The following is a 12,305-nucleotide window of genomic DNA, read 5'->3' on the forward strand; positions in this document are numbered from 1 at the left end:
CATACGCCCAATGCGAATTTGTTGCCCGTGGACATGGGCGCGGCGGGGATTGCGGGAGGGCAGCTTGCCGCGCGGGCGGCGAAGCGAATGAAGCGCATAGTGAAGATGCGTGGCGCAAGACGCGCAGCGCGAACGCGCGTGCGCCAGCGAAGGCGCCGCGATGGCGTCTTCGCTCAATGGCTGCCGGCATGGAGGCCGGCTAGCGGCCGTGAATTACCGGCTGTGTGATTCCCCTGGAAGCTCGGCGCCCTGCGCGCGGATGGCCGCGATCAGTTCCGCAGGCGTGATTTCATAACGCACTTCGCGATGGACGCCCGGCTTGCGTTCGTCGACTTCGATCAGCAAAAGGCTCTTGCCGTCGGGCGCCGATTCGAGACGCAACGAGCGCGTCTCGCGCCCGGTCGAGTCGTCATGCTCGGTGAGCAGGGTCATGTTTCCGGAAGACCCAGTCATGCGCATTGATGTTGTCCTCGTGTGTGGTCGAGCCATTGTACGGGGTCGGTTGCGTGGCGTCTCATCGTAGTGAGCGCGGGCGCACACAGCAGGCCGCCGTACCCCCCGGCCAGTGAGTGTAACGCGAGTCCAGGCCCGCACGCGTGCCCGCATGCGGATTTTTGCGCGCTGTGCAACGGTGCATGCGCCGTGTGTTGCCGCATGATCCGTTGTCATGGGCATGAAGCAAACCGGCTTTACGGGCTTTCCGGCTGATGATCGTTCCCGCAACCATTCGGGCAAGAAAAAACGGCTCACCTGGTAGAGGCCAGGTGAGCCGTTGAAACGCCGTTGTTACTCGGATCAGTACCCAGGTCCTGGGCGCTGACGGGGTCTATAGTGCGGCTTCGCGCGGGTGCCGTCGAGATGGGATTTATGCCGATCTATCAGCTTAATCACAGCAAGCAATGAGATTACGAAACGCTTGCGTCGATGGCTCCAGACAAGCAGTCCATGCTCGGGTTTAGGCATAAACTATTATGGGTGCCATACACCAGCGGTGTAACGCGTACCGTCCGTCACGGGGCAGCGCGAGGCGTGCCGCCGTGTAGCCATGGGGAGGCTGCCGTGAAGATCTTCAAGCGCGCTCTGATCGCTTCGACGTTCGTATGGCTCGTGTGTGCGCTGCCGGGTGGCGCGTTGGCCGCCCCGCCCGCCACCGCCGCGCCGGCATCGGTGCCGGCGCCCGCGTCCCCCGCAGCGGCTTCGGCAGCATCGGCGCCGGCGGGCGATCTGCGCAAGCTCAGTCTCGCCAACAAGCCCTGGACCGGCGACTTCGACGAGATGCTGAACCGGCGGATGATCCGCTTCCTCGTGCCGTACAGCCGCACGCTCTATTTCGTCGACAAGGGCCACGAGCGCGGGCTCGCGGCCGAGCTCGCACGCGACTTCGAACGCTATATCAACCGCCAGTACGCGGCCCAGCTCGCGAAACGGCCGCTGACCGTGTACCTGATCCCGACCACGCGCGACCGGTTGCTCACGAACCTGAACGCCGGTCTCGGCGATATTTCGGCGGGCAATCTGACCGCCACGAACGAACGCCTCAAGAGCGTCGATTTCGTCGCTCCCCGCGACCGCAAGCCGATGCGTGAACTCGTCGTGACGGGACCCAGGGCGCCGGCGCTGGCGTCAGTGGACGACCTCTCCGGCAAGCAGGTCTATGTGCGCAAGTCGTCGAGCTACTTCGGCAGCCTGACCCAATTGAGCGAGCGCTTGCGCAAGGCGGGCAAGCCGCCGATCCGCATTATGCCGCTGCCCGACGCGCTCGAAGACGAAGACGCCATGGAAATGGTGAACGCGGGCTTGCTGCCCATCATCGTGGTCGACGACTGGAAGGCGCGTATGTGGGCTCAGGTGCTACCGCAGATCAAGGTGCGCGACGACCTCGCCGTGAGCGGAGAGGGCTACACGGGCTGGGCGATCCGCAAGAACAGCCCGCAATTGCAGGCGGTGCTGAACGACTTCTATGTGGGCTACGTGAAGAAGCAAAGCGTGGTCGAATACCGCCTCGCGCAGTACATGAAACGCATCAAGCAGATCCGCAACAACGGCGGCGACGCCGAGCAGCAACGATTCAAGCAGACGCTCGCGCTGTTCGAGAAGTACGGTGCGCAATACGAATTCGATCCGCTGATGCTTGCGGCGCAAGGGTTCCAGGAATCGCAATTGAATCAGAAGGCGCGCAGCCATGTGGGCGCGATCGGCATCATGCAGTTGATGCCGGCGACCGGAAAGCAGATGGGCGTAGGCAGCATCTCGGTTGCCGACGCGAATATTCATGCCGGCGCGAAATACATGAATGAGCTGATGGCGAAGTATTTCCCGGACGCGCATTTCAGCGGCAGCGACCGCACGCTGTTCGCGTTCGCGAGCTACAACGCGGGACCGGGGAACATTGCGAAGATGCGCAAGCTCGCCGTGCAGCGCGGCCTCGACCCGAACAAGTGGTTCAACAACGTGGAGATCGTCGTGGCGGACAAGATCGGGATCGAAACGACGACTTACGTGCGCAACATCTACAAGTACTACGCCGCGTACAAGCTGATCACCGATGCCCAGCAGGTCCGCAACAAGGCCGTCGAGAGCATGCAGAAAGGATCCTGACGGGCTGCGGTTTTCTCATCGCGTCCCCGCGACCGTAAACAGACGCACGGCTTCGTCGAGCACGTCGGCTTGCTCGGCGAGCCGCTGCGCCGTGGCCGCCGCCTGCTCGACGAGCGCGGCGTTCTGCTGGGTGGCGCTGTCCAGATGCGCGACCGCCTGGTTAACCTGATGAATGCCCTCGGCCTGCTCGCCGCTCGCGTTGGCGACCTCGACGATGATGGCCGAGACACGGCTCACGGCCTCGTCGATGGCGCGCATTTGCGCGGTCGTGTGGCCGACCAGCTCCGTGCCCTGGGCAATCTCGCTTACGCTCGCGTCCACGACCTGCTTGATTTCCTTCGCGGAGGCCGCGCAGCGCTGCGCGAGCATGCGCACCTCGCCCGCGACCACAGCGAACGAGCGGCCCGCCTCGCCCGCGCGCGCGGCCTCCACGGCCGCATTGAGCGCGAGGATGTTGGTTTGGAACGCGATGCCGTCGATCACGCCGGTGATGTCGGCGATGCGCTGCGAGGCATCGGTGATGCCGGCCATCGTGTGCTCCATGCGGCTCGCGATCGAGCCGCCCTGGGCAGCGGCCGACTGCGCCTCGCGCACAAGATCGAGTGCGCGTGCGCTTGCCTCGGCGTTGGCCTGCACGGTGGTGGTGAGCTGGTCCATGGTCGCGGCGGTTTCTTCGACCGAGGCGGCCTGCAGCTCGGTGCGGCGCGAGAGGTCGAGGTTGCCGGAGGAGATTTCGTGCGCGGCGTCGAGCATGCCGGCAATCTGCGCGCGCACGTCGAACACGATGGCGGTGAGATTGGCCTGCAGTTGATTGAGCGCCTGAAGCACGCTGCCGAGATCGTCCTTCGACGCAATCGCGAGCGTGGCGGTGAGGTCGCCCGCCGCCATGCGCGTGGACGCCATCGACATCTGCGCGAGCGGGCCACCGAGCTGGCGCGTGGCGAGCCGCCAGGCCGCGAGGCTGCATATCGCCGCCGCGCCGAACGCGCACCAGAACGGCGTGGGCGGCAGCCCTCGCCAGGCGCCGAAGCCCGCAGCGGCGAGTGCGGTGGGCACGAGCGCATAGCCGGCGGCGACGCGCGTGGCCACGGGCAGGCGCATGATCGATTGCGCCGCGCCGAGGACGCCAGTGCGCACGAGCGCGCCGCGACGCAGGCGCACGCCACGCAAACGTCCTTCGCGCATGTTTGCGTAGAGTGCTTCGGCGTCGCGGATCTCGTCGCGGCTGGGCTTCACGCGCACGCTCAGATAACCCACCACCGCGCCCTGCTCGGAGACCGGCGTCACGTTCGCGCGCACCCAGTAGTGGTCGCCGTTCCTGCGGCGGTTCTTCACGAGCGCGGTCCAGGGATGGCCGGAGCGGATGGTCTGCCACATGTCCGCGAACGCTTCGGGCGGCATGTCGGGATGGCGGATGACGTTGTGCGCCTTGCCGATCAATTCTTCCTTCGCGAACCCGGAAACCGAGACGAACGCGGGATTGCAATACTGAATGCGGCCCTTGAGATCGGTGGCCGAGACGAGCATCTGCGAAGCGGGATAGTCGAATTCCTGCTGCGTGATGGGCTGGTTGTTGCGCATGGGGTTCCTTGCGATTCTTGCGGTCCTTGCAATAGGGCCACTCATGGCCCGACAACATGCAAGGATTAACGGCATTTCCCCTACGATCTTTAGGGGATTGGGCTTGCTTGATCGGCATTCAATCCCGAAGCTGGCCCCGCGACAGTGTCTTCAATGTTTCATCCGGCCGTTCTCCAGCCATCCCCAGCCGTTCTTCCGCTGCCGCCGCACAGCCCCGGATCGCCGTCATCGATCAGCGCCCCGATCAATTGGCCGGCTCATGCCGGCGCGCCCTGGATCCCCGCGCAGGCTCGCCGGTCATGCCGCTAGCTTCATGGGCCGCTGGACCGGCGCTGCCATCTTGTCTGATTTGGCGCGGCGTACCGCCTGCGATTTCCTCTTGATGCCTTTGGCCTTTGCCGAAGGTATTCCAAGCCTGCGCCGCAGGTTATTGACCGATTTGATACAGACGCCGACGAGCCTGGCGACGCTCGCGTCGGACATGGTGCCAAGCAGGAGGAGTTCATCGTCAGCCCATGCGTGGTGCGCGCGTGCAATGCCGAGTTGATTGCGCTTCTTGTGTACGGCGGTATTCGACAGACCCAGACGCTTCGCTATTTCAGCATCAGGCATCGTGCCGAGCAGGGCGATCTGTTCATCGGTCCACACATGCTGCGGGCGTGTCGAAGCGATGCCCAGCACGTGACGCTTGCGGGTGACCACATGCGGCTTTACACCAAGCTGCTGTGCTACATCGGCATCGGGCATCGTGCCAAGCAGCGCGATATCTTCGTTGCGCCAACTATCGCGAGGCCTTGCGGCCGGGATACGCAGACTGCGCCGCTTCTGGCGGACGGTGTAGGCGCTCAAACCGACCAATGCGCCAACCTCGCGGTCAGGCAGCGTGCCCAGCATCGCGAGATGTTCACGCGTCCACATGTGCGCGCCGACGTGGCCCTGCTCGCGCGCCGAGGGGACACCGAGCTTGTTGCGCATGTGGTTGACGGCCCGGGTCGAACGGCCCACGAGCTGCGCCAGTTCAGCATCCGAGAGCACGCCGAGCCTGGCGATCTGCCCCGGCGTCCACGGACGGTGCGCGGGCGTGGCGGGGGGAATGCCCAAGGACTGCCGCTTCTTTTGTACGGTGCCCGGGGAAATGCCGCCGATTCGCCTCGCGGCCTGAGCGTCTGTCATGGTCCCGAGCAGCGCAATTTCGTCCTGTGTCCATTGACGATCCCTGCTCGTCTCCCGAACGCCCGGTCCATATCGCCGGCCGCCTGGAGCGTGGGAAACATCAACTGCGACGCTCGCTTGATCGGAGAGTTGCGCAACGAGTTGATTGAACGGTTTCGCTTGCGTCCTTCGCCCTGCCTGATCGGCTCCCTTCTGCCTTTTCCACGATGGAATACCCAGCTCGCGCCGCCACGACCACACCGTCGAATGCGTGACGCCCAGCAACTGCGCAACGCTCGCATCGGGCATCGTCCCGAGCAGCCTGCGCTGCGCGTCCGTGCAGCCGAGCCTTCCACGTTGCCTGAGCGCCGCCGGAATGCCGCGCTTCTTTCGCGCGTTGAACACGGTAAGCAGGCAGACGCCCAGGCGGCTTGCCAGTTCGGCGTCTGGCATCGTGCCAAGCAGGGCGACCTGTTCCGGCGTCCACTCGAGGCGGTGATGAGTCTCGCCGCGAATGGACTGGATCTGGAGCGTGCGCCGCTTCGCTCCGACAACCGATGGTGTCACGCCAATACGCCTTGCCACTTCGCTGTCGCAAAGCTTGCCGAGCAGCGCGATCTCTGCGGCGCTCCATTCGTGCGACGAACGATCCCGTACCGATGGAATGCCGAGTTCCAGCCTCTTCCGGTTCACGGTCGACGCATTGGTTCCGATGCGTGCGGCGACCTCCGCATCGGGTATCGTTCCCAGCAACGCAATCTCTTCGCGGGCCCATGTGCGGGGCTGGCCTCTGCGGTGATGACCGCTACTGCCATTGGTATCGCGCAGCTTGCCCGCACCTGAGCCCGTGCGCGAGACGCGAGGAATTGACTGGTCCTGATGGGCTGACGAGGCCCGGTCGAGTTGCGCGACGGTGTGTTCGAACCGGTTCGTCATTTCGATGCTCCCGGATTTCCATACGGATCGCGCGCGCGTTGCTCGGGCGTGAGAATTTCGTAGGCGTGTTTGATGTTGGCGTGTGGAAGCTTCCGGAGCGCCTCAGGATGGCTGCTATCGGGTTCTACATAGTCCGTGCCGCAAGCAGTCTGGTCGCCGATGAAGGCCAAGCACACGTCGTTGTGCGCGAAGTTCGTTGCGGACACAATTACATTGCCGCCGTGGTTTGTGGTGTCGCCCAGGCGCGCGACGCCGCGCCCGGTTACTGCGTCTTTCATTTGTCAGCGCCTCTCAGGATGGAACGGCGCTGCGATGAGAACTACGACTGGCGCCGCCGTGATTGCCTATCCTGGGAGGGCTGCTTTTCGCTCGATACACGAAAATTCTTAAAATTGGTTAATCGTTCAATTCATGGCGCATAAGATGCCGGGATATTCGCGATCAATTGATTTCCGACAAAGGCATTACCGATACAGCGATTAAACCGGACGTTGGATTTTGCTGCGAAAGCATGAGGGGCTTCCACGATATCTATCCGCCGCGCCTGCTGCGTGAGCGCATTGCCGCGCGCGCCCGGGAGACGGGGCCGCCATGACCACCTGAAGTCACCCCTCCCGCAATTGAGGCAATTTTCTTCAATACAGGCGCTTGCGCGCCTCGTACGCTCGACGGTGAATCATCGCCGCTGGGCGTAACGAGGAGAAACGTGAGCACTGCACTTTCCATGGCCGCTTTCGCGCTGGCTACGTCGATCACCCCTGGGCCCGTCAATGTCGTCGCGCTGGGCGCGGGCGCGCGCTACGGATTGCGCGCGAGCTTGCGCCACGTGACCGGCGCGACGGTGGGCTTTGCGCTGCTGTTGTTGCTGATCGGACTCGGCCTGCGCGAGTTGCTTGCGCAGTGGCCATTCCTCGCGCGCGCGATCGAATGGGCGGGCGTGGCGTTTCTGCTGTACGTCGCGTACAAACTCGCCATCGACGATGGGCGCATCGACGCGCCGGGCGCCGCGCGCGGCCCGTCGCTCATGACGGGCGCGGCGATGCAGTGGCTCAACCCGAAGGCGTGGCTCGCCTGCGTTGCCGGCATGGGCGCATTTGCGGCCTCGGGCGGGAACGCTATCGTGTGGCAGTTCGCAGCGATCTACTTCGTGGTGTGCTATGCGTCGATTGCGTGCTGGGCGTGGGCTGGCGCGTCGCTGCGACAGGCGCTGCGCGAACCGGCGCGCGTGCGCTTCGTGAACCGCACGATGGCGCTGTTGCTCGCGGCGAGCGCGCTGTGGCTGCTGCTCGAATGAACGGCCCGGATATCAGCCGCGATATTGCCCCGGCGTGGCCGCCACGAACTGGCGGAAGGCGCGCTGAAGGTGGGCTTGATCGGCGAAGCCGGCGGCGGCGGCGACGTCGGCGATGGCATGGCCGCGCCGCAATTGCGCGCGGCAGAACTCGATGCGCCGGTTCACCACGTACGCGTGCGGTGTCATGCCGTATTGCTCGCGAAACGCGCGGATCAAATACGAAGGCGACAAGTTCGCCGCCGTGCAGATGTCTTCGAGCTTGAGCGTGCGCGTGTAGTTGCCGTCGATGAACTCGGCGGCACGCGCGAGGCGCGGGTTGGGCTCGCGCGGCGTGCTTTCGGGCGGCGCGGGATTGAGCGCCTGCTGGAGCGCGGTGAAGTACTGCGTGACGGCGCATTCCTTGCGCAGCGCGTCTTCGTGCGGATTCACGAGCACGCCGTAGAGCGCATCGAGCCCTGCGAACAGATCGGCGCGCCACGTGAGCGTCTGCGCGAACGGAACGAATTGCGCCAGCGTGCCGAAGCCCTGCGCATGCTGGAGCTTCGCGAGCCAGCCCACGTCGAGATGGAACATGCGATAGGACCATGCCTCGTCGGCGGCAGGATTGCATGCGTGCACAACGTTCTGGTTGACGATGACCACGGCGCCAGCATGCACGCGCTCGAGCGTGTTGCCATTCAGATAGGTGCTGCGCCCGCCGGTTACCGCGCCGATCGAGAACGTGTCGTGCGCATGGCGGCCGTAGCGCAGCTTGCGGCCGTCGGCAATGGCGCGGACTTCGATGAACGGAAGGGCCGGGTCGCGCCAGAAGATGGGTGTGGAGTCGGTCGGTTGTGGCACGGTGGGCCTCGGAGGCGATGCGGCGCGAGTCGATTCCGCATCTTAACGCAGCCGCGCGGGCGCGCGAGTCGCCGGGCGGCAAGTCCATTCATCATTTCGTCATATATAAGCGCCGATAATGCCCTCCGAATAAATTGGCCTCACGTGCCACGAGTCGCGCAGTCATAGCGCGTCCGGCACGGCGCAAGGCCCGGGGATTTCGACATGACCATTCGCCACCGCATCACGCTACTCATCGTGCTGATGTTCGTCGCGTTGTCCGCCATTGGCGGCTACGCGGTCTATCAGACGCGCCGCAGCGCCACCGACGTCCATCAGGTCACACAGGGCGTCGTACCCAGCGCGCTGGCTTCCGCCGATCTCGTTTCGCTCGTGAAAGACGTGCAACTCGCGACGATGACGCTCGTCTACGCGCCCGACGCGACTACTGCCCAACTGGCGCAGGACGAACTCGAGAAAAAGAAGGCCGCGCTGGGCGCCGCGCTCGACGTGCAGCGCCAGGCCGCCGCAAGCCATGCGCAGGACGGGCTCGTCGCGCAGGCGCGCGAAAGCCTCGCGAACTACTTCAACGCCATCGAAGAAACGGCGAACATGAAGGCCGCGGGCAAGGGCGAGCTCGCGCAGGCGTATCTCTTCGCCAACGTTGCGCAGTATCGCGACGAGCTCGAAGGCATCGTCACCACGCTGCGCGTGGAGAAAAACCGCCAGAAGGACGCGGCCATCCAGACGCTCAACGGCATGCTCGACACCACCACGAGCGCCATTGCGGGCGTCACGGGCGGCGCGGTGCTGCTGCTCACGCTGATTGGCGCGCTGTTGTATCGGCAGATTACGCGGCCGCTTTCGCGCATGCAGGAAATGATGAGCGAGATTGCATCGAGCCAGGATTTCACGCGCCGCGTGCCCGTGGGACGCATGGACGAGATCGGCCGCTCGATCGTCGCGTTCAACGGCATGATCGAGAAGATTCAGCACAACGCCGCGCAGCTCGAGCGCAAGACCGCCGACATTCAGGCGATGTTGCAGAACATGCAGCAGGGCATTCTTACGGTAGTGGAAGGCGCCAGCGTGCACGACGAGTACTCGGCCTACCTCGAAGCGATTTTCGAAACCCGCGAAATCGCGGGGCGCTCGCTCATGGAACTCGTGTTCTCGCACTCGGATCTCGACGCCGACACGCTTGCTCAGATCGACGCCGCCGTGCATGCGTGCCTTGGCGAGGACGACGTGAATTTCGCGTTCAACCAGCATTTGCTCGTGAACGAAATCACGCGCACCATGCCCGATGGCCGCAAGAAGGTGCTCGACCTGAGCTGGTCCGCGATCACCGACGAACGCGACGTGGTCGTGCGCCTCATGCTGTGCGTGCGCGACGTCACCGAGTTGCGCGAACTGGCGGCGCAGGCCGGCGAGCAGAAGCGCCGCTTGCAGATGATCGGCGAAATTCTTTCGGTTAGCGAAGAGAAGTTTCATCGCTTCGTGGAGAGCTCGAAGGGTTTTATCCACGAGAACGAGCGCATCATTCGCCAGCACGATTGCGCCAACATGGATGCGGTGGCCGCGCTGTTTCGCAACATGCACACGGTGAAGGGCAACGCGCGCACGTACAGCCTCCAGCATCTCACGGGCGTCGTGCATGAAGTGGAGCAGCGTTACGACGCGCTGCGCCGCGACGCTGCGAGTCACGCCTGGGACCAGCAGGCGCTCATCGACGACCTGCAGCGCGTGCGCGAGGCCGTCGACCATTACGCGACGCTCAACGAAGTGAGCCTCGGGCGCGGTGTGGGCGCGCGCGGCCGAAAGGGCGCTGTGAGCGGCTTCGGGCGCGAGCAGATCGATGCAAGCTTGCGCCTGCTGGACAGCGCGAACGAACACGACCTCGATTCGCTGCGTGCCATGCGCACGGCGTTGCGCTGCGTGCTGGGCCGCATCGGCACGCAGAGCGTGGAGCAAGCGCTCGCCGGCGTACTCGAATCGCTGCCTTCGCTGGCGCAGGAACTGGGCAAGGTTGCGCCGCATGTCTGCATCGACGATGGCGGCTACAGGCTGCATAACGATGCGGTCGGCACCGTGAGCGACGTCTTCACGCATTTGCTGCGCAATTCGCTCGATCACGGTATCGAGATGCCGGCGCAGCGCCGCGCGCAGGGCAAGGACGAGGCGGGGCGCATCGACGTCGCGTTGAGCGTCGCGGACGGTGTGCTGCGCATTGTGCTCGCCGACGATGGCCGGGGTCTTGCGCTCGCGCGTGTTCGTGCCGTCGCCGTGGAGCGCGGCTGGCTCGATGCCGACGAGCCAGTCAGCGACGAGACCGTGGCGGCGTTCATCTTCCGTGCGGGCTTTTCCACGGCGCATCGCGTGACCGAGGTGTCGGGGCGCGGCGTGGGCATGGATGCGGTCCGCAATTTTCTGGAGCGCGAGGGCGGACGCATCGAGCTGCGCTTCACCGACAACCGGCAAGGCGCCGATTATCGGCATTTCGAAACGCTGGTGTATTTGCCGCGAGCATGCGCCGTCGTGTACGCGGGCGAGCCGGCCGCATCGCACGAAGCCTTGCCGGCGTAACTGGAGGCACCGTGCTTTTACCGTATCTGATGGGCGGGGCCGCGGGCCTCGCGTTGGCGGCGCTGTGCGCGGCGGGACTTCATTGGCGCGCGCGCGCGCAGTGGCGCGACGCCGAAAGACTGCAGTTCACCCGGCATGAAGACGCGCTTGCGCAGGCCGAGGCGCGCGTGCGAGCGGCACGGGAAAGCGCCGCGCAGGAGCATGAGGCGCTGGCCGCGCAGGTCGAGTCGCTGCGTGCGGACCTCGCGCAACGCAAGTGGGTGAGCGAAGCGATGGAGTCGGCGCTCGGGAGCGAACGCGCGCGCAGCGCCGAAGCGCGGCAGCGCATCGAACGCATCACCGCGGAGACCGTCCGCCTGAAGCAGATGTCGACGGTCTTCGAGCGCTGGCACGAGCAAATGATCTCGCTGATGGCGCAGAACCGCGACATGCACGAGAAGAATCAGGTGCTCTCGTCGATCGTGAGCCATGTGCTGATCGTCTCGCTGAACGCATCCATCGAGGCGGCGCGCGCGGGCGCGGCAGGGCGGGGCTTTTCGATCGTCGCGGGCGAGGTGCGCGCGCTTGCCACGCGTTCGCAGGAGCTTTCCAGGAACTACCGCGAGAGCCTGCACCGCAACGACCTTGTCACGACCGCGACGTTCCAGGACATTCAGGCGGGCGGCAAGATGATCGCGGCCTCGCTTGCGAGCGTGGAGTCGCTTGCGCAACAGTTGCACGCCGAGCTCCAGGAAGCGCCCGATGAGGTGCCCGCATGATCGGCCCGCAGGCGCAGGAAAGCTTCGAGCAGATTTTCTTCGCGGCGGCGCGCACGCGCCTCGTGGCGGATCCCCTGCATGCGTGCGAGATCGCAATGGCGCCGGACGAGCATGCCCGGGGCGAGCATGCGGTGCTGCTCACGATTGCGTCGATGCAGTTTCGCCTGCTGCTGCTTCTGCATATCAAGGATGACGAAGCAACGCGCGCGTATTATCTGGGCGGCGCGCAAGGCGCGCTGGTGGACGCGTTCATGGAGTTCGGCAATCTGTGCTGCGGGGCGATGAATCAGCATCTGCTCGAGCATTTCCCGGACCTCGGCATGTCCACGCCGTACGCGCTCGACAGCCAGTGCATGCAGCATCTGCGCGAGCTGAAGCCCGATTACGTGAAGTCCTACGCGCTTACGATCGATGGCGCCGTGCAGTTGGGGGCGACGCTGTGCGTCTGCGCCCATTCGCCTCTCGATTTCGTGGCCGCCCAGGACCAGTTGAGCGCGGCGCACGAGAACGCCGGCGAACTCGAACTGTTTTGACGAAAGAACCCTCATGCATAGCGCGCCGCTCGGGCGCAAAGGAACACA

Annotated in this window: 11 protein-coding genes; 6 read left to right on the forward strand and 5 right to left on the reverse strand. The window is 64.9% G+C overall.

The genetic code is table 11. The features are described 5' to 3' along the window. Positions 1–213 precede the first annotated feature (213 nt). Entirely contained in the window at positions 214–459 is a 246-nt protein-coding gene (locus PWP93_RS18750; RefSeq protein WP_421026337.1) for a hypothetical protein, read from the reverse strand. A gap of 600 nt (positions 460–1,059) precedes the next feature. Between PWP93_RS18750 and PWP93_RS18755 the strand changes: the two genes are divergently transcribed. Further along, a complete protein-coding gene (locus tag PWP93_RS18755; RefSeq protein ID WP_421045477.1) occupies positions 1,060–2,598 on the forward strand; it encodes a transglycosylase SLT domain-containing protein in 1,539 nt (512 codons plus the stop codon). A 15-nt stretch (positions 2,599–2,613) separates the two neighbouring features. Here PWP93_RS18755 and PWP93_RS18760 read toward each other — a convergent pair whose 3' ends face one another. After that, positions 2,614–4,179 (reverse strand): methyl-accepting chemotaxis protein, encoded by a 1,566-nt coding sequence (locus PWP93_RS18760; RefSeq protein WP_421045478.1) that lies wholly within the window; start codon positions 4,177–4,179, stop codon positions 2,614–2,616. Positions 4,180–4,476: 297 nt separating this feature from the next. Beyond that, complete coding sequence (locus tag PWP93_RS18765) at positions 4,477–5,640, reverse strand: hypothetical protein (protein ID WP_421045479.1); 1,164 nt, start codon at positions 5,638–5,640, stop codon at positions 4,477–4,479. Between PWP93_RS18765 and PWP93_RS18770 the strand changes: the two genes are divergently transcribed. Further along, positions 5,599–6,174 (forward strand): hypothetical protein, encoded by a 576-nt coding sequence (locus PWP93_RS18770; RefSeq protein ID WP_421045480.1) that lies wholly within the window; start codon positions 5,599–5,601, stop codon positions 6,172–6,174. The two genes, PWP93_RS18765 and PWP93_RS18770, sit on opposite strands and share 42 nt — an antisense overlap. 89 nt (positions 6,175–6,263) lie before the next feature. Here PWP93_RS18770 and PWP93_RS18775 read toward each other — a convergent pair whose 3' ends face one another. Continuing rightward, complete coding sequence (locus tag PWP93_RS18775; RefSeq protein WP_421045481.1) at positions 6,264–6,545, reverse strand: hypothetical protein; 282 nt, start codon at positions 6,543–6,545, stop codon at positions 6,264–6,266. A gap of 428 nt (positions 6,546–6,973) precedes the next feature. Here PWP93_RS18775 and PWP93_RS18780 point away from each other — a divergent pair, with 428 nt between their 5' ends. After that, positions 6,974–7,561: a LysE family translocator gene (locus PWP93_RS18780; RefSeq protein WP_421026342.1), complete on the forward strand. Its 588-nt coding sequence runs from the start codon at positions 6,974–6,976 to the stop codon at positions 7,559–7,561. 12 nt (positions 7,562–7,573) lie between these two features. Here PWP93_RS18780 and PWP93_RS18785 read toward each other — a convergent pair whose 3' ends face one another. Continuing rightward, positions 7,574–8,401, reverse strand: coding sequence for a helix-turn-helix domain-containing protein (locus PWP93_RS18785; protein ID WP_421045482.1), 828 nt, complete (start codon positions 8,399–8,401; stop codon positions 7,574–7,576). Between the two features lie 204 nt (positions 8,402–8,605). On the opposite strand from PWP93_RS18785, the gene PWP93_RS18790 reads away from it, so the two are divergent. From PWP93_RS18790 to PWP93_RS18800, 3 genes are read left to right on the forward strand one after another with little or no spacing between them, the layout of a single operon-like run. Continuing rightward, positions 8,606–10,966, forward strand: coding sequence for a HAMP domain-containing protein (locus PWP93_RS18790; RefSeq protein WP_421045483.1), 2,361 nt, complete (start codon positions 8,606–8,608; stop codon positions 10,964–10,966). 11 nt (positions 10,967–10,977) lie between these two features. Next, on the forward strand, positions 10,978–11,724 hold the full coding sequence (locus tag PWP93_RS18795; protein WP_421045484.1) for a methyl-accepting chemotaxis protein: 747 nt from the start codon (positions 10,978–10,980) through the stop codon (positions 11,722–11,724). Then, positions 11,721–12,257 (forward strand): hypothetical protein, encoded by a 537-nt coding sequence (locus tag PWP93_RS18800; protein ID WP_421026346.1) that lies wholly within the window; start codon positions 11,721–11,723, stop codon positions 12,255–12,257. Before PWP93_RS18795 ends, PWP93_RS18800 begins: the two co-directional genes overlap by 4 nt. Positions 12,258–12,305: the final 48 nt, after the last annotated feature.

Source organism: Paraburkholderia sp. A1RI-2L, from assembly GCF_048957375.1.
GTDB lineage: Bacteria > Pseudomonadota > Gammaproteobacteria > Burkholderiales > Burkholderiaceae > Paraburkholderia.